We start from the raw sequence: 23747 nt of genomic DNA on the forward strand, positions 1-23747 counted from the left end.
GCCAACAATTGAATCTTATCGATAATTTGTTGACAAAATACCTTTGTCACATAGTCTGCCTGACGCACTTCAATCCGGATATGTGAGAGCTCTTTGGGCAAGTCGAAGGAACGGAAATCTTCCCGCGAATTGATCGTGTCATCCGCTCATTTGGCGGTTGGCAGTTCTCCGGCCCTCTCCGAGCTGGAGTATGGATTGATCCTCTTTTCGCACGCGTTTAACCGCTGGATGGTGCGCTGCATGGCGGCTGCCGGCGTGCCCAGCCTTTCCCCGATTGAAATTCTGATCATTCATTCGGTGCGGCACCGGGGCCGGCCGAAGACGTTGTCCGATCTCTGCCTCGTGCTCGACATCGAAGACACCCATGTCGCCAACTACGCCGTGAAGAAGCTGGAGGCTGCCGGTCTCGTCAAGACGGGCAAGGCGGGTAAGGAAAAGATGATCCAGGTAACCGACAAGGGCTTGGAGGCACTGACGCGCTATTCCGAAATCCGCGAACGGCTGCTGGTCGAAGCGACCAAGGTTTCCGGCCTCTCTCAGGACGATCTTTCCGACATGGCATCACATTTGAGAGCTCTGTCGGGCTATTACGAACAGGCAGCAAGGTCGGCGGCAACCCTCTGAGCTTGCCGACTGGGACCTGAAGGCATACCGACAACAATCCAACGACATCCATTGCAGGTGTGACTTTCTGCTGTCTCGCCAACACCGAATACCGCTTCACATCGAGGCTCATCACTTGTTGTTCGAGGCTTCATCCTTTTTTGTCGCATCATACCTATATTAGCTCTGTGCGATCCGTTGCTGAACATTGGCCGAAGCATTTTGCGTCGATGAAACGGCGGGATTTAGTTTTCACGAGAGTCTGACTTTTGCGAAAATTGCTGGCTTCGCACGATAGGAAAAGTGTGCTTACGTTGACGGAAAGGGGAATGGTGTCAAAACTTCTATGAAAAACGATAGTTTCGAGCTTAAATTCTGGGGTGTGCGAGGAAGTGTCCCCGTATCGGGACCGGAATTCGAGCGTTACGGCGGGAATACATCCTGCATCGAATTGCGGCATGACGGCAGGCACATTATTTTCGACGCCGGAACCGGCGCACGCGAGGCTGCACTGTCACTTGCCAAGCAAGGTGTCCGCGACGTCGATGTCTTCTTCACGCACTCGCACTACGATCACATCATAGGTCTGCCTTTCTTCAACCCGATCTATGATCCGAAGGTCAGCGTCGATCTCTGGACGGGTCATCTCGCCGGCAAGACGACGACGCGACAATTGATCGGCCAGTTCATGCGGCCGCCTTGGTTTCCGGTGGAGCCCGATATCTGCCGGGCAACGATGAACTTTCGCGATTTCGCGGCCGGTGACACGCTGAAGCCGCATCCGGGCATCGTCATCCATACGGCCAAACTCAATCATCCAGGCGGCTGCATCGGCTACCGCGTCGAATGGGCGGGCCGGATTATAGCCCTGGTCTACGATACCGAGCATATGGCCGGCCAGATGGATGAAGCAGTCCTTTCGCTGATGATGGATGCCGACCTCGCCGTCTACGACACGACCTACACCGAGCCCGAGATGGCAAAGCATATAGGCTTCGGACATTCCACCTGGAAGGAAGGCGTCAAGCTGGCGAAAAAAGCGGGCGCAAAGCGTCTCGCGCTCTTCCACCATGCGCCGGCACGCACGGACAAGGAACTGGACGACATGCAGCGGGATGCGCGAGCGAGCTTCCCAGGCTCCTTTGCCGCCTTTGACGGTCAGTTGCTCGAGCTTTAATGCAACAGTCCCAAACTGAGAAACGGTTTTGGGGTAAGATTATGCGTGCTGCTGCTGACCCATGAAGTCGCCGACGTGGCGCCAGTCGATGGCCGCGTGTGCAGCCGTCTCTTCGAACAGCGTTGCAATGAAATCCCACGCCAAGGCGTCATGGACGAGGTGATGGGTGAGGATGCCGATCGGCTCGCTATTGCCGTCGAAGCGGTTTTGCAGTTCCCGCACGAGATAGCCAACCAGCTCGGCATGCGGCCAGCCGCCATGGGTCCCGTGCCAATCCATGATATCGACATGGGTATTGATCAACGCGATTGGCTGATCCGGCTTTGCCAATCCGTAGACGGAAACAGCACGATATCCGAAAGCGGCCAACCCGGGCAGCAGCGCCTTGTCGATCCGGTTCCACGGCGGCACCAGCATCGGCGCGAATTGCTGGGGGTAGAGCACCTTCAGCTTGTCAAAGCCCTGGCGGAGTTCATCGAGGATGATCGCGTGCGGGCGATGCGGGCCGAGTTCCTGCTTCTTCGCCTCGTCCGGCGCATAATTGTGATGCGTCCAGCCATGCACGGTCACCGTCAAATCTTTCTGGCTTGCCAGTCGCGTCGCCAGCGGCTCGCTGGTATGGGCGGGGATTACCGCCAGAGTGACGGGTACGGAATGGCGATCCGAAAGCGCCAATAGACGGTCGAGCGCCTCGGTTGGCTCGACGGCGTCGTCGTCGCGAAACCATAGTTTCGCCCTTCGTCCGGCATCGGCCCAGCGCTGCAATTCATTGCGCAGGGGCTGCCATGCGGCTCTATTGCTCATAGTAGGAATCTCCCAAATGCTTTCGCAGGATGGCTTCAAGTCGTTTCGAAGCGGCGCTCAACGACCGCTCGTCATGAACAAAGCGGTGGGCCGCCTTGCCCATCGCCCGCCGCTTCTGGTCGTCGTCCAGCAAACGCGCAATCGCGTCGGCCTGGGCGCTCAAATCGCCCTCGGGTGTCAGAAACCCGGTGACACCATCCATCACCACTTCCGGCACGCCCGCGGTCGCCTGCGCGATGACGGGCAGGCCGGCGGCCTGTGCCTCGAGATAGGCAAGGCCATAGGCCTCGCCGCAGCCCGGCCAGACATAGATGCCCCCTGCCCGCAACTCGGTGACGATCTCGGGCGTTGAACGCTCTCCGAGCCAGGTGATGCGGCCGGCATCGAAGGCGGAGAACAGCGTCCGCACCTCCCCTCGCATCGGCCCGTCGCCGATGACGGTCAGTGTCCACTCGCGATCCCGGATCAGTTCCAGCGCCTGTGCGAGCATCACATAGCTGTCGAACTTATCGCCGCGCCGCATCATCGCGACGGTTATCAGCCGGTGCGGAGCGGCTTCATCGGCCGGCGGCCCAAAGTGCGCCGTATCGATGAACGGCAGGAAGCGCTCGTAGCGCCCCTCGGGAACGGCGTCCAAAAGGCCGATCCGGTCGCGCTCGGTAAAACACAGATTGACGGCAGCCTGCCGTACGGCTTCGGCGATCAGGCGCTGGTTTTCGCCCCAGCCGCCAGCATCATGTCGCCTGCTATAGGATGCCTCGGCGGTGACGTAGGGAATGCCGAGCGACGCCGTAACCGGGGGGCCGATCAGGTCGGGCGTCTTGTAGTAGGGATGGTAGGTAAACCATAAATCCGGCCGCGGCTCTGTCCGCCATTTCTCCAGCAATCTATCTGTTTCTTCCGCCGCTTTCCGGGCGATCTCGGCAGACGATGCGTCCCCCGGCGTCGGCCTGAAACTGCGCAACTCGGAGGCGATCTCGACCTTATGTCCTGCCATCTCCAGGGCCGAGATGATCAGGCGCGCCATCAGCCGATCACCCGACGGCACCGGATGATTGGGCGATTTCAATGGAGCATAGAAGGCGATCTTCATGGCACAAGCGAATAGTTGACAAAAACGTGATAGTTTGGCCCGGAAATTGCCTGAATTCCGACAGGTTGCTTGACAATAAGGCTCCCGCTTCAAAAGCCGCATCCTCGACACCATGCGGCATCGGAGCTAGATGATTTAGGCGATAACCGCTTTCCGTTCTTTTGTGAACGGGCAATATGATCTGGATTTGATGACCACCGAGGCGAGAAAACCCATCATCTCCGATCGTCTTGCGCGAAAGTTCCGCCTCGGCTCCGGTTTGATCATTTTCGTCTTCGTGATCATGCATCTGGCCAATCATTCGCTCGGATTGATTTCGCTGAGCGTCGCCGATCACGCGCAGCACTGGTTCATGGCCGTCTGGCGCAATCCGGTGGGCACCGTTCTTCTCTACGGCGCGCTGATCGTTCATATCCTGCTCGTCCTGCGCATGCTTTACAAGCGCCGCACTCTGGTCATGCCGGCCGGTGAGGCCTTCCAGATCGTCACCGGTTTGCTGGTTCCGGTTCTTTTGATCGACCACATCATCGGTACGCGCATCCTGCATGATATCTACGGCTATCAGGACAATTACCGCGCTATCGTTCACAGTCTCTGGATCACATCGCCGGCAAACGGCGTGCGCCAGGCGGTCGTGCTGGTGGTCGTCTGGATCCATGGCTGTATCGGTATCCATTTCTGGCTGCGATATCGCTCCTGGTATACGGCTATCGCACCCCTCATGCTGTCTTTCGCCATCGTCCTGCCCGTTCTCGCTTTGCTCGGTTTCGCCGCCATGGGCCGAACAGTGTCGCATGAGGTGGCGCAGAATGACGAACGCGGTTTTCGGGGCGGTTATTACAGCGACATGCGCAGCTATGGCGAAGCCGGGTCCATACCCGGCAGGCAGATGGTCAGCGCCATATGGCCATATCGCGTGGGTTTCTACGGCGCCTTCAGCGCATCGATCATCAGCCTTTTTGCTTTCCGCACTCATCGCAAGCTGCGCGAACGGCAGCATCAGTTCGCGGTCCGCTATGCCGGCGGCGAAGTCGTGTATGCGCCCCGCGGCTTCACCGTGCTCGAAGCAAGTCGCCTCGGCGGCATCCCGCATTACTCCGTCTGCGGCGGCAAGGGTCAGTGTTCCACCTGCCGCGTCCAGATCATCGAGGGCGCGGATAATCTGCCGCCGCCTGAAGCGCTGGAACAGAAGACGCTGAACCGCATCGGCGCCACGCCGGACGTCCGCCTCGCCTGCCAGTTACGTCCGACAGGAAACGTCAGCGTCCTGCCCCTTCTGACGCCGATGGCGGAATCGAACATTCCCGTCTACAGCCAAACGGCAAGCCCCGGCCGCGAGCGTGAGATCGTCGTCTTTTTCTGCGATCTGCGGCATTTCACGACGCTGACCGAATCGCGCCTGCCCTTCGATATCGTCTTCCTGCTCAACCGCTATTTCGCGATCGTCGGGCGTATCATCGAAGTTAATGGCGGCCGGATGGACAAGTTTATCGGCGACGGCGCCATGGCCCTGTTCGGCCTGCGCACCACGCCGCAGGAAGCCAACCGGCAGGCGCTCAAAGCAGCCGCCGAGATCATCAGGGAGATCGGCAAACTCGGCGAGGAGCTGGCAGACGAGCTATCGGTCCCCCTCGAAGTCGTCGTCGGTCTTCATACTGGCTTGGCCGTGGTCGGTTCGATGGGCTATGGCAACGTCAAGAACGTGACGGCGATCGGCGACACCGTCAATGTGGCGAGCCGCCTGGAAAGCGTCGCCAAAGAATTTAGCCGCGCCCTGGTCTTCTCCGAGCCGGTGGCGACCCTTTCCGGCATCGATATCGCCGGCATCGAAAGCCGGGAGATCGCCGTTCGCGGCCGCGGCGAGCCTCTGCGCGTCTATATCGTTCCGAAGGAGGAGAGCGGTCGCTTTGCATAGGCCGTCTTGGCGTGTAGGGATGGCCACCATGTCCGACCGTAAGATTTTGACCGCCAAGTACTGGAGACGAACCCTTCGCAAGATCAGGGATCGCATCGCCACACGCTTATTCGATACACGTCTCGGCCGTGAGATCTTGATCAGCGCCATCGGCCCGCGCGTGAAGACGATGACGATCGATTGCGGTGATCATGTTCTAACCTTCTCGCCCGCTGACTACATCGGCCGTAAAGTGTTTCGCAAAGGCCATTTCGAGCGCGATCATGTCGACCGGTTGCTGACGATTCTGCGCGAGAGCGGTCTGCTGAGAATGGGCACGGTGCTACTCGAACTCGGGGGCAATATCGGTACTCAGACCAGCTATTTCGCCCTAAGCGGCGCGTATCGCCATATCGTTACCATCGAGCCGGACCCGCGTAATTTTCGGCTTCTGTCCGTCAATATCGCCGATAACGGCATGCAGGATATGGTCACGGCGGTCAATTGCGCCGCTGGCGATCGCGAAGGACAGCTCGATTTCTACCTGAACCATAAGAACCACGGCAAAAGCAGCGTCTTTCGCCAGAGCGCAAGTGACGAAAAGATCTCCGTACCCGTCCGTCCCGTCGCCGATATTCTTGCCGATGCCGGCGTCGAGGCCGCCGATATCGGGCTGATCTGGATGGATATCGAGGGCTACGAGCCCGTTGCCGTCAGGTCGATGCAGGCGCTGATGGCCCGCAAAGTGCCGCTCTATATGGAGTTTACGCCCACCTTTTACGGCCGGGATCAGGCGATCACCTTCGTCGCCGATCTCGCCGGCTATTACGCCGAATGCCTCGTCTTTTTCGAGGACCGCAGCGTGGCGATGAAGGTTACCGACCTGCCGGTCGAAGGCGACCAGTTCGACGTGTTGTTCCTGCGCTGACGGCTATCTGCGGCGATAGATGAAATAGCGCCCCTCTTTCACACCTGACGGCAAGGACAGTGCTTCGAGATCGGGATGATCGAGCGGCAGGCCGCTGACAGCGAGACCATGCGATGCGAGAACACCGGCCATGATTTCGGGCAGCCAAGTCAGTGTCACCGCGTCCTTGTCCTCGTAACCTGTGCCGATATCGGCATGGGCGAGCGATGCGCCGATACCGATGAAATCTCTGGCGGTGTCCTTGATTTCGCCGAGCACGAGATTGCCGTCCTCCGGCATTGACGAGCCGTAGGCATGGGCAGCCCGATCGAAGGCGACGACGCGGCGGTCCGGAAAAAGCTCGCGCAGATGATCGAAGGTGCGGCCGTTGCCGAGCCCAAGCTCCAATACGGGGCCGTCCAGCGCTTTGACCTCATCGACAACGGCATTGAGAATATCCCGTTGTGCGGTCAGGCGGCGGATGAAACTATCCAGGCGGCTCATTCGTATACGTCCTTGGCGTCGTGGTGTCTCTCCCGCAGCCGGAGTAGCATGGCGAATGATACCGCGTCGACCGCCTGCTGGTTTTTCGATGCAGTTGTTGTAGGGATATGCGTCGCGCGCTTAAGGGGGATGTCATGGCCGATCTATCGAACGACGATTTCTTCCGTACTTTGTCGGTTTTCACCGATTTCGAAGGCGTCACCGACAGCAATAACTATCAGCCGCTTCCCGATGACTGGCTCCTGGCAGTGGCCGATATCGTCAGCTCGACCAAGGCGATCGCATCGGGCCGCTACAAATCCGTCAATATGGCCGGCGCCAGCGTGATTTCAGCCGTGCTCAACGCGCTGGACAATGGCGACTATCCCTTTGTCTTTGGCGGCGACGGCGCTCTGGTGGCCATTCCTCCCTCCGGTGAGGATCGTGTGCGGCAGGCACTGGCCGCGGTGCGGACATGGGTCACGGAGGAGTTGGAGCTCAGCCTGCGTACCGCGCTGGTGCCGATGGCGGACGTTCGCGCCGAGGGGCTGGATGTGCGCGTCGCCCGCTTCAGCCCCAGTGACTTCGTCTCCTATGCCATGTTTTCCGGCGGCGGCGCAAGCTGGGCGGAAAAGCAGATGAAGGCGGGACGCTTTGCGGTCGAAGCGGCGCCACAGGAGACGCGGCCGGATCTGACCGGTCTCTCCTGCCGATGGAATCCGATCGACGCGCATAATGGCGAGATCGTCTCGATCATCGCCGTTCCCGATGCTGCCGGCAACGGCCCCGAGTTCCAACGCCTCGTTGCCGATATCATCGCCATTTCCATGGAGCAGAACCGCGGCGGCCATCCCGTGCCGGTCGAAGGGCCGACACCGGCACTTGCCTTCGAAGGCGCCGATATCGAGGCCCGCGCAACGGCGTCGGTCGCCAATCGCTGGCTGCGGAAACTTTCGATCGCCGCCCAGATCGTTGTCATCTATATCCTCGACAAGTTCGGCATTCGCGCGGCAACCTTCGATGCCAAGATCTACCGGCGTGACCTTGCCGCAAATTCCGATTTTCGCAAATTCGACGATGGCCTGAAGATGACCATCGACGTGGACGCCGCGCATCTTTCCCGGATTGAAGCTCGGTTGCGCGAGGCCGAAGCCGCAGGCGTCTGCCGCTACGGCCTGCATCGGCAGCAAAGCGCACTGATGACATGTTTCGTGCCGACGCCGCTGATGCGCGATCACATGCATTTCATCGACGGGGCCAGCGGCGGCTATGCGATGGCGGCTATGGCATTGCGGGAAAAGTTGCGTGCCGCCGTTTCTCCGGCGTTGGATGCACCGCTGGCCTCGCCCGGCACACCATGAGGTTTTTCTCTATGGGAAAATTTTCTTGGATCGCATCGTTTTTGGCCATTGTTTCAGCGGCATGAGAGGCTTATCTAAACAAGAACAAAACGAGAGCCGGCAGTTCTGGCGGCCCTTTTTTGTTGTGCCATGTGTCCACCAGGACGCGTAGAAGGCGCAGCAAATCTTTCACGGCGCCGGCAAAATTCAAACCTTCTGGGAAAATGTGCCGTCGTCTGTTGCATGGTTCGCTCATTCGACCCGTGCCAAAATGCTTGGACACGACCTTAACGCCGCGCCCATATCATTTGGTAGATGGCGCGTTGCCGGGTCGGAGCATTTGGGATTGCAAGGAATAGGCCACGGGATGATGACCGTTCATTCGAGTGTTTCCGATATTTTTCTCGACAAGGTCGCCGAATGGCTGACACAGTCGGCGCTGACAGGCGAAAATCTTGAGAGCATCGTTCGCGGCTTTTGCGAACGCATCGCCGCTTCAGGCCTGCCGATCGCCCGCGTGCATCTGACCTTTTCGATGCTGCATCCGCTCTATGATGCCCTCGGCTTCACCTGGCGCCGCGCCGGTGGCCTGACGATCGAAGGCTATCGGCATGTGAACGACAAGCCGGAGCGCTTCGTGCAGAGCCCCTATTATTATCTGCTCTCCAACAATCTCCTGCACCTGCGCCGTCGCGTCGATGTCGACGGGCCGCTGGAGTTTCCCGTCTTCGAGGACCTGCGCAAGGAAAAGATCACCGACTATATCGCCTTCGTGCAGACTTTCGGCGCCGGTTCCGCCCAGGGCATGATGGGCTCTTGGTCGACCGACAGCATCAGCGGCTTCAGTGAGGAGATGATCGGCGCGCTGATGCGCATGCAGAACCATCTCGCCATGGCCGCCAAGATGGCGGTGCTTGGCAAGCTCGCCAACAATATGCTCACCACCTACCTCGGCGGCGACGCCGGCAAGCGCGTGCTGAATGGGCAAATCCGCCGCGGCGACGGCGAGACGATCCGCGCCGCCCTCGTCATGGGCGACATGCGGCAATCGACCCTCTATGCCGAGAAAGAAGGGCGCCAAGCCTATATCGATACGCTGAACGAATTCTTCGACGCCATCGCTGCGCCGTTCAACCGTAACGGCGGGGAGATCTTGAGTTTCCTTGGCGACGGTTTCCTTGCCGTCTATCCCTGCGGGCGGCACAAGGACCCCTCCAAGGTCGCCTGCGAGGCGGCACTGTCAGCCGTTTTCCATGCGCAGGGCCGTGTTGCCGCCCTCAACAAGGATCGCAAGACGCGAGGCTTGAGCGAAGTGCGCTACGGCATCGGTCTGCATGTCGGCAATGTCATGTTCGGCAATGTCGGGCTGAAGGATCGCCTGACCTTCTCCGCCTTCGGCGCCGCCGTCAATGAAGTGCAGCGGCTGCAATCGCTGACCAAAAAGTATTCGACGGAGGTGGTCGCAAGCCAGGCCTTTGCGGGCTACACCGGCGGCGAATGGGTAACGCTCGGCGAAGAGAGATTGCGCGGCGTCCGCCAACGCTTCACGGTCGTACATCCGAAAGCCATAGCCGATGCAAATGGGACGACGGAAGTCTTTCATGATGTGGCCGCCGACGGCTTGTCGGAGGCGGAACAGGTCATCCTGCTGCACCGGGATGCCAAGAAGTTCGAGAACCGCCAGCAAGTCGAGAAGTTCATCCAGTGACATTCAGGAGCTCATAGTTGAGCATCCTCCTATAGATCACTGGAAAAGCGACAGTTTTTTAACGGTTGATGCACAGCCCTTTGACTAACTGGACACCCGTTATGGGCTACGTTAGTGTGCCATACGGGGCCATAAGGTCGTGTAAGCGGGAACTACTATAGTATGGCGTCAGGGACTGATTTATTGCGTATCGAGAACCTCGACGTCTCGTTCTCGATCTACGGCGACAAGTTGCGGGTGGTCAAAAGCGCCAATCTCCGGGTGCTTCCCGGTAAGGTAACGGCGCTGGTGGGCGAGTCCGGTTCCGGCAAATCGATCATCAGCCAGTCGATCATGGGTATCCTGCCGACACCGGCTAAGGCAACGGGCCGCATTCTTTTTACCGATCCGCTCGATGGCGTGACAACCGACGTTCTGCAGTTGCCACGCGACAGCATGGAGATGCGCCAGCTTCGCGGCGCGCGTATGGCCAATATTTTTCAAGAGCCGATGACCTCGCTCTCGCCGCTGCATACGGTTGGCAATCAGATCAGCGAGGCGCTTCGCATCCATAATCCGGCCATCAGCAAGGCCGAGCAGCGCGAAAAGACCGAGGAGATGCTGGGCCTCGTCGGCTTTCAGAACCCGCACCGCACCTTCGACATGTACCCGTTCGAACTGTCCGGCGGCATGCGTCAGCGCGCGATGATCGCCATGGCGCTGATCTGCAATCCGGCGCTTCTCATCGCCGACGAGCCAACGACGGCATTGGACGTTACGATCCAGGCGCAGATTCTCGGCCTGCTGCGCAACCTGCAGCAGAAGTTCAACATGGCCATACTGCTGATCACCCATGATCTTGGCGTCGTCGCCAATATGGCCGACGAGGTCGTGGTCATCTATCATGGCGAGATCATGGAGGTCGGACCGGTCGATACGATCTTCCGCCAGCCACAGCATCGATATCTGAAGGCGTTGATGTCGGCGGTGCCGCATTTCGACATGAAACCCGGGGAGCGGCTGAAATCGCTTCGCGACGTGCCGGTCAATATCGGCACGTTCTCGGGCAAGAAGAAATCGGCCAAGACCAACGGCGACGCCGCGCAGATGCTGCTCTCGGTGCGCAATCTCACCAAGACCTATACCTCGAAAGGAAGCGGGCTGTTCGGACGGCGGGCGGGCACGAAGTTCCGCGCCGTCGACGATGTCAGCTTCGACATCCGCCGCGGCGAATGTCTGGGCCTCGTCGGCGAAAGCGGATGCGGGAAGACGACGATTAGCAAGATTTTGATGCGCGCCGTCAGCGCGGATGACGGTTCGGTGACGTTCGACGACGGCGACGGCAAGATCGATGTGCTGGCGGTCAAGGGCGACGATCTCATGGAACTCAGGACCAAGATCCAGATGGTGTTCCAGGATCCGGTTTCATCCCTGTCGCCGCGCATGACGATCCGCAATATTCTAAGCGAACCCCTTGAAATCCATGAGCATGGCGACAGCAGTGAGCGCAAGGAGAAGGTCAAGGGACTGATGCAGGCGATCGGGCTCGACCAGCATTATTTGAGCCGCTATCCCCACAGCTTTTCCGGCGGCCAGCGCCAGCGCATCGGCATCGCCCGCGCCCTGGCGCTCGGGCCGAAGCTCCTGATCCTCGACGAGCCCGTTTCGGCGCTCGACGTCTCAGTTCAGGCGCAGATCCTCAATCTTCTCAAGGATTTGCAGAAGGAACTTGGCCTCACTTATCTCTTCATCTCGCACAATCTCGCCGTCGTCGACTATATGGCGGACCGCATCGCCGTCATGGCCCGCGGCCGCATCGTCGAAATCGCGCCGCGGGAGATCATCCTGCGCGATCCTGTCCATCCCTACACCCGCTCTCTGCTCGCAGCAGTCCCCTTCCCCGATCTCGACCGGCCGCTTGATTTCTCCGCCTTGAATGCCGAAGGTCCGGCCGCCAAGCAGAGTTGGGGACCGCAATTTGCAGAGGACGAAGGCGGTGACCTCGCCTACGCCGATCTTGGCGGCGGTCATTTCGTGCGCGCTCGCCGCGGCGCCGATGTTCAGGAATTACGCACGTGGTAACCCGTCGAACCTTTCTCGGTTTTCTTGCATCTTCCGTGTTGCCGCTGCCGGCTGTCGCGGCGGATGCCGACAATGAACCCGACTTCCTGCACGACTGGCTGCGGGCCGGCCAGATGCCGCCGCTGGCGCAGCGCCTGCCGAAGATGCCCCGTATCATCAATCTCGCCGCACTCGGTCGCGAGCCCGGCCGCTATGGCGGCTCGATACGCATGCTCATCGGCGGCCAGAACGATCTGCGTCTTATGAATGTCTACGGTTATGCCCGTCTGGTGGGTTATGATCAGACGCTGACGCTGCAGCCGGATATCCTCGAATCCTACACGGTTGAAAACGACTGTATTTTCACCTTCAAGCTGCGTGAGGGTCATAAGTGGTCGGACGGCCATCCGTTCACATCAGACGATTTCCGTTACTGGTGGGAAGATGTCATTCTCAATAAGAAGTTGACGCCGGGCGGTGGCGCGCTGGAGCTGCGTCCGCATGGCGATCTGCCGCGCTTCGAAGTCATCGATGAGGTGACGGTGCGTTATAGCTGGGACCAGCCCAATCCGTATTTCCTGCCAAATCTTGCCGCGCCGCAGGCCTTGGTGCTGGTCGGCCCCAGCCATTATCTCAAGCAGTTCCATCCGAAATATCAGGACGATATCCGCCTTTCGGCGCTGATGAAGCAGTATCGCGTCAAGAAAGTCGCTGACCTGCACATCAAGATGGCTCGCGTTTATCGTCAGGAAAATCCCGAGCTGCCGGTGCTGGATCCCTGGCACAACACGACCGCACCGCCGGCCGAGCAATTCGTGTTCGAGCGCAATCCCTATTTCCATCGCATCGATGAAAACGGCAAGCAATTGCCGTATGTCGATCGCTTTGTTCTGAACGTCAGCTCATCCGCGATCATTTCGGCCAAGGCCGGCACCGGCGAAAGCGATCTGCAGGCGACCGGTATCGATTTCGACGACTATACCTTCCTGAGGGACGCGGAGAAACGTTACCCGATCAAGGTCAATCTTTGGAAGGCGACGCGCGGGTCGCGCGTCGCGCTGATGCCGAACCTCAATAGCGCCGATCCGGTCTGGCGGCAGGTGTTGTGCGACGTGCGGGTGCGCCGCGCCTTGTCGCTGGCTATCGACCGCCACGAGATCAATATGGCGGTTTTCTATGGCCTCGGCACCGAAAGCGCCGACACCGTGCTGCCGGAAAGCCCGCTCTACAAGCCGGAATATGCCAAGGCCTGGATCGCCCATGATCCGGCCCAGGCCAACACCTTGCTCGATGCCGCCGGCCTCGACAAGCGAGATGCGGACGGCATTCGCCTGCTGCCGGATGGTCGACGGGCAGAAATCACCGTTGAGACCGCCGGCGAAAGCACCCTCGACACCGATGTGCTGGAGCTCGTCATCGACCACTGGCGCAAAGTCGGCATCGCGCTCTTCACCCGCACATCGCAGCGCGACATCTTCCGCAGCCGCGCCATGGGCGGGCGCGTCATGATGTCGATCTGGTACGGCCTCGACAATGGAGTGGCGACCGCCGACATGAATCCCGGCCAGCTTGCGCCGACCATGGACGACCAGATGCAATGGCCGCTCTGGGGCATGTATTATCTCTCCCGCGGCACTCAGGGCACGGCACCCGATCTGCCGGAGGTCAAGAAGCTCGTCGAGTTGCTGGGAAAATGGGGCGAGTCGACTTCATCCTTCGAGCGGGCCGGAATCTGGCATCAGATGCTGGAGATCTATACCGATCAGGTCTTTTCCATCGGCCTGATCAATGGCACGCTGCAGCCGGTCGTGCGTGCGTCACGTTTGCAGAATGTGCCGGAAAAAGCGCTCTACGGTTTCGATCCGACCTGCTATCTCGGCGTCTATATGCCTGACACCTTCTGGCTGAAGGAGGATCAACCGCGTGTTTAAATATATCCTTTGGCGCCTTGCGGTGATGGTTCCGACACTGCTCGTCATCTCGATGTTGGTCTTCACCATCATCCAGTTGCCGCCAGGCGATTTCTTCGAAAGCCAGATCGCCGAACTTCGCGCGCAGGGCGAGAGTGCCAATCTGCAAGAGATCCAGGATCTTCGCCACGAATACGGGCTCGATAAGCCCATTGCCTTGCAATATGTCTATTGGGTCGCCGGCATGCTGCATGGCGATTTCGGCTATTCCTTCGAATATCAACTGCCGGTCTCGGAGGTCGTCGGCGACAGGTTGTGGCTGACGATCCTTGTTTCGATGACGACGATCATGTTGACGTGGCTGGTCGCCTTCCCAATCGGCATCTACTCCGCCACCCATCAATATAGCTGGGGTGACTACGGCCTGACTTTCCTCGGCCTGCTCGGCATCGCAATTCCGAATTTCATGCTGGCGCTGATCCTGATGTATTTCGCCAATATCTGGTTCGGCGTCACCATCGGCCATCTGATGGATCAGAAATATCTATCGCAGCCGATGAGCTGGGAAAAGGCGCGCTCGATCCTCTCGCATCTGTGGATTCCCGTCATCATCGTCGGCACTGCTGGCACCGCCGGCATGATCAGACGCCTGCGCGCCAACCTGCTCGACGAAATGCAGAAGCAATATGTCATCACCGCCCGCGCCAAGGGGTTGCACCCGCTCAGGGCACTGGTGAAATATCCACTACGCATGGCGCTTAATTTCTTCGTCGCCGATATTGGCTCGATCCTGCCGTCGATCATTTCCGGCGCCGAAATCACCGCCATCGTGCTGTCTCTGGAGACGACCGGGCCGATGCTGATCAAGGCGTTGCAAAGCCAGGATATGTATCTCGCCGGCTCGTTCCTGATGTTCCTCGCTTTCCTGAACGTTATCGGCGTGTTGATCTCCGATATCGCCCTCGGCTTCCTCGATCCCCGCATCCGCTTGCAAGGCAGGAGTACAAAGTGAACGCACCCCTGCCGCGCCCAGGCGCCCCGCTAGAGCATTACGTTTCAACCGCCGCCTTCGATCCGGAGCAGTTCGAGGCCATGTCGGCCGGTCAGGCGCGTTACTACCAGGCCTCGCAGAAGCGGCTGATGTGGTGGAAGTTCAAGCGGCACAAGCTTGCTCTCGCCTCCGGCATCTTCCTGCTGCTGCTTTACGCCATGATTCTGATTTCGGAATTCCTGGCGCCCTACGGCCTGCATACCCGCAATGTCGAATACATTCATTCGCCGCCGCAGAGGGTGCATTTCTTCAACAACGGCGAATTCGTCGGCCCCTTCGTCTATGGCCGCAAGATGACGCTCAATCTCGATACGCTGCGGCGGATCTATACCGACAAGACAGAGGACGTGCAGCCGATTCGCTTCTTCTGTCATGGCGACGCCTATCGTTTCTGGGGTCTTGTGGACGCGAACATCCATCTGGTCTGCCCCGCCGTCGGCGGCCAAATGTTCCTGCTCGGCACCGACCGACTGGGTCGCGACGTATTGTCCCGTATCATCTATGGCGCGCGCATCTCCCTGACGATCGGACTGATCGGCATCGCCATCAGCTTCGTGCTCGGGATCGTCATCGGCGGGCTCGCGGGCTATCATGGCGGTGTTTTCGACCTTCTCGTCCAACGGGTCATCGAAGTGCTGCAGTCGTTGCCGAGCCTGCCCTTGTGGATGGCGCTAGCGGCGATCATGCCGGTGACCTGGAGCCCCATCATCGTCTATTTCGGCATCACCATCATCCTCGGTATTCTCGATTGGACAGGGCTGGCACGCGCAGTTCGTTCCAAGCTCTTGTCTTTGCGCGAAGAGGACTATGTACTTGCTGCACAATTGATGGGTGCAAGCTCGCCGCGTATTATTGCGCGTCATCTTATACCAGGCTTCATGTCGCATCTGATCGCGACGGCGACGATTTCGATCCCCAGCATGATCCTTGGCGAAACCGCGCTGAGCTTCCTGGGGCTCGGTCTTCGCCCCCCGATCACAAGTTGGGGCATTCTGCTGACGGAGGCAAAGAACGTCAGCGTCATTGCATTTTACCCGTGGCTCCTTTTCCCGATGGTCCCGGTAATTTTGGTCATTTTGGCGTTCAACTTTTTAGGAGACGGCTTGCGCGACGCGGCCGATCCCTACAAATAGCGGAAAGCGTGGCCAGAAATGAGTTGCAATTCGAAGAGCGGCCGCGGACGTCGTTTGCTGACAACGTGCGAAAATGACTTTCATTCCTGAGGTTTTGCCCATGAAGCGGCGCTTAGAAGATGCTCGAATCCTCATGTATAGTCATGACACGTTCGGTCTCGGTCACCTCAGGCGGTGTCGAACCATCGCGCACGCGCTTGTCGAGGATTATCGCGGGCTGAACGTCCTGATCGTTTCCGGCGCGACGATCGCCGGTGCTTTCGATTATCGAGCGCGAGTCGATTTCGTGAAGGTGCCGAGCGTCATCAAACTGCGCGACGGTGAATATACGTCGATGGCAAGCCATATCGATCTTCAGGAAACGCTGAAGATGCGCCAGTCGATCATCCGCCACACCGCGGAGACCTTTCAGCCCGACATCTTCATCGTCGACAAGGAGCCGATGGGCCTGAAGGGCGAGGTCGAGGAGACCCTGCAATATCTGAAGGCGCGTGGCACGACGCTCGTGCTCGGCATGCGCGACGTCATGGACGCGCCGCACCTGTTGGAAGCGGAGTGGAAGAAAAACAACGCTCTGCAGAAGATCGATCAGTTTTACGATCGCGTCTGGGTCTATGGCCCGCCGGATTTCCATGATCCGCTTGTCGGCCTCGATGTGCCGCCCGGCGTGCGCCGGAAGATGGAGTTCGTCGGATTCCTGCAGCGTAGTGTATCCACCTTGGGCACGAAGTCGGAACATGTGCCTGACGAGGATTACATTCTGGTCACGACCGGCGGCGGTGGCGACGGCGCCGATCTGGTCAGCGATGTCATCGGCGCTTTCGAGCATGACAATACGCTACAACACAAGACGTTGATCGTGCTTGGTCCCTACATGCCGGCCAAGGAGCGTAACCAGTTGCTAGAGCGCGCGAGTAAAATTGCCTGTCTGCAGGTGATCGAGTTCGACAACAAGATGGAAGAGCTGATCGCCGGCGCCAAAGGCGTCGTCGCCATGGGCGGCTACAACACCTATTGCGAGATACTGTCCTTCGACAAGCCGGCGCTGATCATTCCGCGTACGCGCCCACGCGAGGAACAGTTGATCCGCGCTCAGCGGGCAAGCGAGCTCGGCCTTGTCGACATGCTGCTGCCGGAGGAGTCTGCCGATCCGAAACAGCTTGCGGCGGCGCTAAAGCGCTTGCCGACCCGCGCACCACCATCGGCGAGCGGCGGGAACATGCGGCTGGAAGGTCTGGTCCATATTTCCCGCATCGTCGGCGAATGGTTTGACGACCGCGACCACTATCCGCCACTGTCGATCGTCGCCGAATAGAGCATCGGAACCGATCGATGCGGAAAAAAATCCTGGTGGTTCTCAAGGGCTATCCCCGCTTGTCCGAGACCTTCATCGCACAGGAGCTGCTTGGCCTGGAGCGAGCCGGCTTCGACCTGACGCTGATCTCGATGCGTAAGCCGACGGACAAGAAGCGCCATCCTGTCCATGATGAGATCAAGGCGCGGGTCGTTTACCTGCCGGAATATCTGCACAACGAGCCGTTGCGCGTGCTGCGCGCCTTCCTGGCCGGGATCAGAAAGCCCGGTTTCAAGCCGTTGCTGAGGCAGTTCTGGGCCGATCTCAAGCGCGACATCACGCCGAACCGCGTTCGACGTTTCGGCCAGGCGCTGGTGCTGGCGCATGAATGGCCCGACAATGGCGAGTGGCTGCATGCGCATTTCATCCATACGCCAGCCTCGGTGACGGCCTATGCCAGCATCATGACGGGTATTCCCTGGACGTGCTCGGCGCATGCCAAGGATATCTGGACCTCGCCGGACTGGGAGCTGTCGGAAAAGCTCGAACGCGCCCGCTGGACGGTGACCTGCACGCGCAGTGGCTTTGAACACATGCGTGATCTGACCGCAATGCCCGAGAATGTACACCTCAGCTATCATGGCCTCGATCTCGCACGTTTCGCGCCCTTCACAGGCCACCACTCCGATCGCGATGGTTCGCAGGCACTGGAACCCGCTCTGCTGCTCAGCGTCGGGCGTGCGGTGGAGAAGAAGGGTTACGATGTGCTGCTGAGGGCATTGGCGCTGCTGCCCGCCGATCTCCATTGGCGCTTTACCCATATTGGCGGCGGCGATGGGCTGGCGAAGCTGAAGGCGCTCGCCGAGACACTGGGCATTACCGACCGCATCACCTGGAAAGGCGCCATGGCGCAGGAGGATGTGCTGGCGCACTACCGCCAGGCGGATCTCTTCGCCCTTGCCTGCCGTGTGGCGGCGGATGGCGACCGCGACGGTCTGCCGAACGTGCTGGTCGAGGCGTCCAGCCAGCGCCTGGCCTGCCTCTCCACCAATATTTCCGGTGTGCCGGAGCTGCTGACCGATGGCGAAAATGGCTTCGTCGTGCCGCCGGAAGATCCGAAGGCGCTGGCGGCGGCAATGGAACGGGCGATACGCAACCCGGCGCTGCGCCATCGGCTCGGCGACGCCGCCGAGAAACGGGTGCGCGAGCATTTCGACCATCATTCCAGCATCTGGCAATTGACGCGACTGTTCGAGGAACAGTGGCAAAAAGAAGAGCAATGGCGCAAATCCGCATGACGCCCCTCCACACGTCGTCCCCCCGCGTTTTTTTCTATGTTCAGCACTTGCTCGGCATCGGCCATCTCGCCCGCGCCAGCCGTATCGCCAGCGCCATGGCGAAGGATGGTTGCGAGGTAACGGTCGTTACCGGCGGCGTGCCGGTGAACGGCTTTCCTGGTCCGGATGTCACCTCCGTCACCCTGCCGCCGGTGGTGGCCAGCAGCGCCGGTTTCTCCGGACTCGCCGATCAGTTGGGAAATGCCGTCGGCGAGGACTTTCTGGCCGCGCGCCGCGACCAATTGCTGGATGCTTTTCGGACGGCTTCGCCTGATATCGTCATCATCGAGGCATTTCCTTTCGGCCGCCGTCAAATGCGCTTCGAACTCCTGCCGCTGCTCGATGCCGTCGCGAGAGCCAATCCGAAGCCGAAACTCTACACCTCGGTGCGCGATATCCTGCAGCAGCAGAAGAAGCCGGGGCGCGATGAAGAGACGGTGGCGCTGCTGCGGGATCATTTCGATGGCGTTCTCGTCCATGGCGATCCCAATTTCGTCCGGCTGGAGGAGACATTTCCACTCACCTCAGCCATATCCGACAAGATCACCTATACCGGCCTGGTTGCGCCGCCGCTGCCGCCCGAGCCGACCGAGATCTTCGATATCGTGGTTTCCGCCGGCGGCGGTGCCGTCGGGCGCGACCTGATCCGTGCCTCGCTGGAGGCGGCAAGTCGCGTGGCTGTCGATCGCCGCTGGCTGCTGGTCACCGGGCCGAACCTGCCGGAACAAGACTTCGCCGCGTTGACGAGCGACGCACCCGGCAATGTCGACCTCGTCCGTTTCCGCAAGGATTTCCCGTCCTTGCTGAGGGGGGCGGAACTGTCAATCTCGCAGGCGGGCTATAACACGGTCGGCGATCTCCTCGTCACCGGCTGCCGCTCTATCCTGGTTCCGTTCACGGCGGGCGGCGAGACGGAGCAATCGGTGCGCGCCGAGCGGCTGGAGAAGCTCGGGCTAGCACTGGCCTTGCCGGAAGCGGGGTTGACGACGGATCAGCTCGCCAATGCGGTGGAGACAGCGCTATCGCGGCCAAAACCGTCAAACCCTGATATCGATCTTGCCGGCGCCGAGCGAACCTCGGCGGTCATTCGCCAGAGATAACGGTTGCAGCAATGCTTCCGTCACAATACCTATCGTTTTGCCCCCTCGTTTTCTGCGATCCTGTGATATAAATTGAAAATTCAATGAATCGGAAGGGCACCTGGACGAAAGACCGGGCGACGTTTCGTTTTCAAGATGGGGCGCGCATTCACGATGAACTCCTCCCGCACCTCTGCAACATCGGCGTCAACACCGGCGGCGAAGACTGTTGAATTTGGAAGCATGCAATAAGCGATGGAAAAAAGTCTAGCGCGTTACATCTGGTCGAATACCCGGCTGGAGCAAATCTGGATCCTGACGATCGTCGCCGCTTCGATGATCCCTTACTTTCTGTCCTTCGACTTGCCGAAGCAGATCGTCAATGGACCAATCCAGGGCAAGGGTTTCGAGCGTCCGGGGCAAACCCAGACCTTCATGCACATTTCTTTCGACGTGCCGGTGCTCGGGCACTTCGAAGTCTTTCAGGGCCTGCAGCTCACCCGTTTTTGGATGCTGATCGCGCTCAGCCTGGTCTTCCTGGCGCTTGTCATCCTCAATGGTCTCTTCAAGCTTTATATCAACACCTATAAGGGCCGGCTGGGCGAGCGCATGCTGCGCCGCATTCGCTTCGAGCTGATCGACCGCGTGCTGCGTTTCCCGCCCGCGCATTTCAAGCGGGTGAAGCCGGCCGAAATCGCCACCATGATCAAGGACGAGGTGGAGCCGATGGGCGGCTTCACCGGCGACGCTTTTGTGCAGCCGGCGCTTCTCGGTGGCCAGGCGATCACCGCGCTCGTGTTCATCATCATGCAGAATTTCTGGCTGGGCATGATCGCCGCGGGCATCGTCGCAGTGCAGGCGGTCGTCATCCCGCGCATGCGCAAGCGGCTGCTGGAACTTGGACGTCAACGGCAGCTCACTGCGCGCGAACTGTCCGGCCGTGTCGGCGAAATCGTCGAAGGCATAGGCACCATCCATGCCAACGATACCACCAACCTGGAGCGTGCCGACATCGCCTACCGTCTCGGGCTGATCTTCTCGATCCGCTACGACCTCTATCAGTGGAAGTTCCTGGTGAAATTCATCAACAACTTCCTCGCTCAGGTCACGCCCTTCCTGTTCTATTCCATCGGCGGCTTCTTTGCGCTGCAGGGCCGGCTCGATATCGGCCAGCTCGTGGCTGTCATCAACGCCTACAAGGACTTGCCGGGGCCGCTGAAGGAACTCATCGACTGGGATCAATCGCGCCAGGACGTGCAGGTCAAATACAATCAGGTCGTCGAGCAGTTCAGCGTGGATGGCCTGATCGAACCGAAGATCCAGGTTATCTCGCCCGCGCCCGCCGGCCGCATCACCCATCCGCTGGTCGCAACCAATCTCACGGTGATCGACGACAGCGGTGCCCGCGTGCTGGATCACGTCTCCGTCGAGATCCATCCCGGCGAAACGGTCGCGATCGTCGGCGACAGCGGCGCCGGTGGCGAATACCTTGCCGAAGCGCTCGGTCGACTGGTCTGGCCGGATACCGGCCGCATCTCCATCGATGGCCGCGACTTGCTGGAACTGCCGGAATCGCTGACGGGGCGGCGCATCGCCTATGCCTCGTCGGACACCTTCTTCTTCCACGGTACGTTGCGCAACAATCTTCTCTATGGCCTGAAGCATGCGCCGCTGACCGCGGCCGACTATGACGACGAGGCGGCCACCAAGCTCAAATGGCAGATGGCAGAGGCACGGCGCGCCGGCAATCCAGAGCTGGATCTCAGCAGCGACTGGGTCGATTATGGCGCTGCCGGCGCCACCGGTCCGGATGATATCTACTCGGTCATCCGCCCTGTTCTCGATGCTGTCGCCATGTCCCAGGATATTCTCGACATGGCGCTGCGCTCGAATGTCGATACGACCGCGCATGATGATCTTACCTCCCGCATTGTCGAGCTGCGCCAGGCGCTACGCGTCAGACTGCAGGAGGAAAATCTCGACGGGCTTGTCGTGCCGTTCGAATTCGACGCCTACAATCCGCAGGCAACCGTCGGCGAAAACCTGTTGTTCGGTACGCTGAAGCGGCCGCTGATGACCAACCGCAAGCTCGCCGCTCATCCCTATTTCCAGAAGCTGTTTACGGATACCGGCCTCGAGACCGACCTCTACGACATGGGCCTGGAGATCGCCGAGAACGCCGTCGAACTCTTCACCGATCTGCCGCCGGATCACCCCTTCTTCCAGCAACTCACCTTCATGACCGCGGAGGATATCCCGACATACGAAGCGTTGCTGCAGAAGCTGAACGGCAAGGGCTTCAGCGCCGCGACGCCCGATGAGCGAGTGGCCATCATCCGCCTCAGCTTCTCCTACATCGAACCCCGTCACCGCTTCGGTCTCCTGACGCAGACGCTGATGGACAAGATCGTCAAGGCGCGCGCCAAGTTCCATGAACATATCCCGGCTGATCTCGCGCGCGTGATCGAGCGCTACGACCCCGAGCGCTTCACCGCCTCGGCGACATTGATGGACAACGTGCTTTTCGGCCGAATTGCCCACCAGCAGGCCGATGCGCCCGAGCGTATCCACACCATCCTGTATGATGTCTTCGAACGGCTGGGCATGCAGGATAGTGTATTGTCGATCGGCCTCGATTTCGACGTTGGTTCCGGCGGCAAGCGGCTGACCAACGTGCAGCGGCAGAAACTCAATCTTGGCCGCGCCTTGCTGAAGCGGGCAGATTACATCATCTGCAACCGGCCGCTGCCGGCGCTCGACCATCGCGTTCAGGATCAGATCGCCCGCGCTGTCCTGACGGGGCTCGACAGAAGCGAATATGCGCCCGCCGTCGTCTGGGTCCTATCGAATCCGGGCTTTGCGGAGCTGTTTGATCGCGTTCTGGTTTTCGATCGCGGCAGCCTGGTTGAAAGCGGCACCTCCACCGATCTTTTAGAGAAAAACGGTATGTTCAAAGAACTGTTATCGTAATATCCTATTGCAACGGTGGTATCTGGGGCCCGACACTGGGGGTTTGAAGCTCATGCTTCTGAAAGACGAAGTTGAAATGCTAAAGCGGGTGCCGATTTTTTCGCGCATCGCACCCGCAAAGTTGAAGCTTTTGGCATTTACGTCGGATCGCGTCAGCTACAATGCCGGTCAAGTTTTGTTTCATCAGGGCGACCAGGGCGATGCCGCCTACGTTGTTCTTTCCGGAACTGCTGATATTCTTGTCGATAGCCCGGCTGGAGAGATCAAGGTCGCCGAAGTCGACATCAACTCCATCGTCGGTGAAATCGCCATTCTCTGCGACGTCTCCCGCACCGCTACCGTCAAGGCGACGTCGCGGCTGGAGGCGCTGAAGATCAGCAAGGAGCATTTCCTGAAACTGCTCAGCGATTTTCCCGAAATGGCCGTCGAAATCATGCGCGTCCTCGCCGACCGCCTCAATCACACCACCTCCGAACTCACCGCCGCCCGCAGCCGCCAGAACCAGCAGCAGTCAGTGTCGACGCATTGAGATTTAGCCGACCTTTTCAGGTCTCGCGCGAGTGCATACTTCATCCGCAAGCACCCGCTTTGATGGGCACCTTTCCCTTTACTCATAGCTATGGGCGAGATGATGCTGCGTGCCGCTACCTCCATCGCATGACCACATAAGGAAGGCTTTCCCCTAACGTATGTCTTAGCGGGTGAGGTTTCGGATCTTCGGTCCCATATTTCCTACAACCTTCATACGGATAATGGATGGCTCATTGCCTTGATTGTCACGTTGTCCTCGGTATTCGACGCGCTCAAATTCTCTGATGCAGTAAGGACAGGTCATGGTGTTCATGGCTTTCATCCTTTGCGATCGGAACTATAGAGCGATGACCGAGCGTGAGAAACAGATTGAATTGGATCGCCTCATAGAGA

Annotated in this window: 19 protein-coding genes; 15 read left to right on the top strand and 4 right to left on the bottom strand. The window is 59.5% G+C overall.

Going from position 1 to position 23747, the window contains the following annotated elements; genetic code table 11:
• The first annotated feature begins 93 nt into the window (after positions 1–93).
• Both QA648_RS25065 and QA648_RS25070 read left to right on the top strand, forming a co-directional pair.
• Positions 94–624: a winged helix DNA-binding protein gene (locus tag QA648_RS25065; protein WP_104826682.1), complete on the top strand. Its 531-nt coding sequence runs from the start codon at positions 94–96 to the stop codon at positions 622–624.
• 325 nt (positions 625–949) lie between these two features.
• The gene (locus tag QA648_RS25070; protein ID WP_260305056.1) at positions 950–1780 is read left to right on the top strand and encodes an MBL fold metallo-hydrolase; all 831 of its coding nucleotides are present in this window, start codon (positions 950–952) and stop codon (positions 1778–1780) included.
• Positions 1781–1819: 39 nt separating this feature from the next.
• On the opposite strand, the gene QA648_RS25075 is transcribed toward QA648_RS25070, so the two are convergent.
• Together QA648_RS25075 and QA648_RS25080 are read right to left on the bottom strand one after the other, a co-directional pair.
• Positions 1820–2584, bottom strand: a complete 765-nt coding sequence (locus tag QA648_RS25075; RefSeq protein ID WP_260305055.1) for a polysaccharide deacetylase family protein — start codon at positions 2582–2584, stop codon at positions 1820–1822.
• Positions 2574–3677, bottom strand: coding sequence for a glycosyltransferase family 4 protein (locus tag QA648_RS25080; protein WP_283054123.1), 1104 nt, complete (start codon positions 3675–3677; stop codon positions 2574–2576). Before QA648_RS25080 ends, QA648_RS25075 begins: the two co-directional genes overlap by 11 nt.
• A 190-nt stretch (positions 3678–3867) precedes the next feature.
• Here QA648_RS25080 and QA648_RS25085 point away from each other — a divergent pair, with 190 nt between their 5' ends.
• Together QA648_RS25085 and QA648_RS25090 are read left to right on the top strand one after the other, a co-directional pair.
• Entirely contained in the window at positions 3868–5592 is a 1725-nt protein-coding gene (locus QA648_RS25085; RefSeq protein ID WP_283054124.1) for an adenylate/guanylate cyclase domain-containing protein, read from the top strand.
• 28 nt (positions 5593–5620) lie between these two features.
• Entirely contained in the window at positions 5621–6499 is an 879-nt protein-coding gene (locus QA648_RS25090; protein WP_283054125.1) for an FkbM family methyltransferase, read from the top strand.
• A gap of 3 nt (positions 6500–6502) precedes the next feature.
• On the opposite strand, the gene QA648_RS25095 is transcribed toward QA648_RS25090, so the two are convergent.
• On the bottom strand, positions 6503–6982 hold the full coding sequence (locus QA648_RS25095; RefSeq protein ID WP_104826677.1) for a class I SAM-dependent methyltransferase: 480 nt from the start codon (positions 6980–6982) through the stop codon (positions 6503–6505).
• 134 nt (positions 6983–7116) lie between these two features.
• Between QA648_RS25095 and QA648_RS25100 the strand changes: the two genes are divergently transcribed.
• The 11 genes from QA648_RS25100 to QA648_RS25150 all read left to right on the top strand — a co-directional run bounded on the left by QA648_RS25100 (position 7117) and on the right by QA648_RS25150 (position 23352).
• On the top strand, positions 7117–8322 hold the full coding sequence (locus QA648_RS25100) for a DUF3095 domain-containing protein (protein ID WP_283054126.1): 1206 nt from the start codon (positions 7117–7119) through the stop codon (positions 8320–8322).
• 346 nt (positions 8323–8668) lie between these two features.
• The gene (locus QA648_RS25105; protein WP_199773648.1) at positions 8669–10009 is read left to right on the top strand and encodes an adenylate/guanylate cyclase domain-containing protein; all 1341 of its coding nucleotides are present in this window, start codon (positions 8669–8671) and stop codon (positions 10007–10009) included.
• Positions 10010–10171: 162 nt separating this feature from the next.
• On the top strand, positions 10172–12070 hold the full coding sequence (locus tag QA648_RS25110; protein WP_283054127.1) for an ABC transporter ATP-binding protein: 1899 nt from the start codon (positions 10172–10174) through the stop codon (positions 12068–12070).
• Complete coding sequence (locus QA648_RS25115) at positions 12064–13980, top strand: ABC transporter substrate-binding protein (protein WP_283054128.1); 1917 nt, start codon at positions 12064–12066, stop codon at positions 13978–13980. The genes QA648_RS25110 and QA648_RS25115 overlap by 7 nt, the downstream gene beginning before the upstream one ends.
• The gene (locus QA648_RS25120; RefSeq protein WP_104826673.1) at positions 13973–14971 is read left to right on the top strand and encodes an ABC transporter permease; all 999 of its coding nucleotides are present in this window, start codon (positions 13973–13975) and stop codon (positions 14969–14971) included. The genes QA648_RS25115 and QA648_RS25120 overlap by 8 nt, the downstream gene beginning before the upstream one ends.
• Positions 14968–16143, top strand: a complete 1176-nt coding sequence (locus QA648_RS25125) for an ABC transporter permease (protein WP_104826672.1) — start codon at positions 14968–14970, stop codon at positions 16141–16143. Before QA648_RS25120 ends, QA648_RS25125 begins: the two co-directional genes overlap by 4 nt.
• A gap of 100 nt (positions 16144–16243) precedes the next feature.
• On the top strand, positions 16244–17458 hold the full coding sequence (locus QA648_RS25130) for a glycosyltransferase family protein (protein WP_104826671.1): 1215 nt from the start codon (positions 16244–16246) through the stop codon (positions 17456–17458).
• A gap of 17 nt (positions 17459–17475) precedes the next feature.
• Positions 17476–18735: a glycosyltransferase gene (locus tag QA648_RS25135; protein WP_283054129.1), complete on the top strand. Its 1260-nt coding sequence runs from the start codon at positions 17476–17478 to the stop codon at positions 18733–18735.
• Positions 18717–19874: a glycosyltransferase gene (locus tag QA648_RS25140; protein ID WP_283054130.1), complete on the top strand. Its 1158-nt coding sequence runs from the start codon at positions 18717–18719 to the stop codon at positions 19872–19874. Before QA648_RS25135 ends, QA648_RS25140 begins: the two co-directional genes overlap by 19 nt.
• A gap of 234 nt (positions 19875–20108) precedes the next feature.
• Positions 20109–22823, top strand: a complete 2715-nt coding sequence (locus QA648_RS25145; RefSeq protein WP_283054131.1) for an ABC transporter ATP-binding protein — start codon at positions 20109–20111, stop codon at positions 22821–22823.
• A gap of 52 nt (positions 22824–22875) precedes the next feature.
• On the top strand, positions 22876–23352 hold the full coding sequence (locus QA648_RS25150; protein ID WP_104826668.1) for a cyclic nucleotide-binding domain-containing protein: 477 nt from the start codon (positions 22876–22878) through the stop codon (positions 23350–23352).
• A gap of 165 nt (positions 23353–23517) precedes the next feature.
• On the opposite strand, the gene QA648_RS25155 is transcribed toward QA648_RS25150, so the two are convergent.
• Positions 23518–23667, bottom strand: a complete 150-nt coding sequence (locus QA648_RS25155; protein WP_283054132.1) for a hypothetical protein — start codon at positions 23665–23667, stop codon at positions 23518–23520.
• Between the last annotated feature and the right edge of the window lie 80 nt (positions 23668–23747).

Source organism: Rhizobium sp. CB3171, assembly GCF_029714265.1.
Classification (GTDB): Bacteria; Pseudomonadota; Alphaproteobacteria; order Rhizobiales; family Rhizobiaceae; genus Rhizobium.

Excerpts from the sequence above, each read along its gene's own strand:
- QA648_RS25100 (WP_283054126.1), top strand. The coding sequence starts at position 7,117 with ATGGCCGATCTATCGAACGACGATTTCTTCCGTACTTTGTCGGTTTTC.
- QA648_RS25110 (WP_283054127.1), top strand. The coding sequence starts at position 10,172 with ATGGCGTCAGGGACTGATTTATTGCGTATCGAGAACCTCGACGTCTCG.
- QA648_RS25095 (WP_104826677.1), bottom strand. The coding sequence starts at position 6,982 with ATGAGCCGCCTGGATAGTTTCATCCGCCGCCTGACCGCACAACGGGAT.
- QA648_RS25085 (WP_283054124.1), top strand. The coding sequence starts at position 3,868 with ATGACCACCGAGGCGAGAAAACCCATCATCTCCGATCGTCTTGCGCGA.
- QA648_RS25090 (WP_283054125.1), top strand. The coding sequence starts at position 5,621 with ATGTCCGACCGTAAGATTTTGACCGCCAAGTACTGGAGACGAACCCTT.
- QA648_RS25155 (WP_283054132.1), bottom strand. The coding sequence starts at position 23,667 with ATGAACACCATGACCTGTCCTTACTGCATCAGAGAATTTGAGCGCGTC.
- QA648_RS25140 (WP_283054130.1), top strand. The coding sequence starts at position 18,717 with ATGGCGCAAATCCGCATGACGCCCCTCCACACGTCGTCCCCCCGCGTT.
- QA648_RS25150 (WP_104826668.1), top strand. The coding sequence starts at position 22,876 with ATGCTTCTGAAAGACGAAGTTGAAATGCTAAAGCGGGTGCCGATTTTT.
- QA648_RS25105 (WP_199773648.1), top strand. The coding sequence starts at position 8,669 with ATGATGACCGTTCATTCGAGTGTTTCCGATATTTTTCTCGACAAGGTC.
- QA648_RS25130 (WP_104826671.1), top strand. The coding sequence starts at position 16,244 with ATGAAGCGGCGCTTAGAAGATGCTCGAATCCTCATGTATAGTCATGAC.
- QA648_RS25135 (WP_283054129.1), top strand. The coding sequence starts at position 17,476 with ATGCGGAAAAAAATCCTGGTGGTTCTCAAGGGCTATCCCCGCTTGTCC.
- QA648_RS25070 (WP_260305056.1), top strand. The coding sequence starts at position 950 with ATGAAAAACGATAGTTTCGAGCTTAAATTCTGGGGTGTGCGAGGAAGT.
- QA648_RS25145 (WP_283054131.1), top strand. The coding sequence starts at position 20,109 with ATGGAAAAAAGTCTAGCGCGTTACATCTGGTCGAATACCCGGCTGGAG.
- QA648_RS25080 (WP_283054123.1), bottom strand. The coding sequence starts at position 3,677 with ATGAAGATCGCCTTCTATGCTCCATTGAAATCGCCCAATCATCCGGTG.
- QA648_RS25075 (WP_260305055.1), bottom strand. The coding sequence starts at position 2,584 with ATGAGCAATAGAGCCGCATGGCAGCCCCTGCGCAATGAATTGCAGCGC.